The 798-nt window shown below is 40.0% G+C and carries 2 protein-coding genes; both read left to right on the forward strand.

Going from position 1 to position 798, the window contains the following annotated elements:
- On the forward strand, positions 1-524 hold a 524-nt coding region (locus tag AEA42_RS21605), incomplete at its 5' end, for a spore germination protein (protein WP_197278476.1).
- The gene (locus AEA42_RS22780) at positions 511-726 is read left to right on the forward strand and encodes a hypothetical protein (protein ID WP_055648803.1); all 216 of its coding nucleotides are present in this window, start codon (positions 511-513) and stop codon (positions 724-726) included. The genes AEA42_RS21605 and AEA42_RS22780, both read left to right, overlap by 14 nt.
- Positions 727-798 lie beyond the last annotated feature (72 nt).

Raw genomic sequence — 798 nt, forward strand, 5'->3', positions numbered from 1 at the left:
CTATTGCAACGTCAAGAGTCAAAGTCCCTTTTTCTCCCCTGCTGGAAGCATTTATAATGGAAATTACACTTGAAATGCTACGTGAAGCTGGTATTCGCTTACCACAACCAATTGGACAAACTATTGGGATCGTTGGAGGAATTGTAATTGGGCAGGCGGCTGTTCAAGCTGGTCTTGTGAGTAACGTTATGGTTATTATCGTATCTATTACAGCCATTGCATCATTTATTGTTTCTAATTACGATTTATCAAGTTCTATACGCCTTATTCGTTTTCCAATGATGTTATTGGCATACTTTTATGGCATTGTAGGTATTGTTAGTGGATTAATGCTCTTATTTGCTCATTTTGTTTCACTAACTTCCTATGGTTCACCATACGGATTGCCAATAGCACCATTTCGTCTCCAAGAGTTAAAAGATTCCTTTGTAAGATTTCCTATTTCTATGATCACCACCCGCTCGAGTACTGGACAGCCGAAACAAAAAAAGAAAAAAGAAGGTGGTTCGCATGGGGAATCTTAAATTCCAAAACATAACTTTATTTGAATTTATTGTTTTCATTCATTCACTGCAACTAGCCTCAGGTATGTTAATTATGAAAAAAAAAAAAAACGCCAAAGGAGCTTTTTATTCTGAATTGCAAGACTTCTCATGCGCAGGATCGGCACAAATAACGCTCGCCGATGAACTCACTGATCGCCAAGCTGGTGGGACATTAGGGTGAACCTGTTATCAACGGCGAGCGGCAACCAAGAGTAGACAATGCGCGCGTGACAGAGGTAGCTCAGGAACTGGA

The organism is Shewanella sp. Sh95, from assembly GCF_001308045.1.
Classification (GTDB): Bacteria; Pseudomonadota; Gammaproteobacteria; order Enterobacterales; family Shewanellaceae; genus Shewanella; species Shewanella xiamenensis.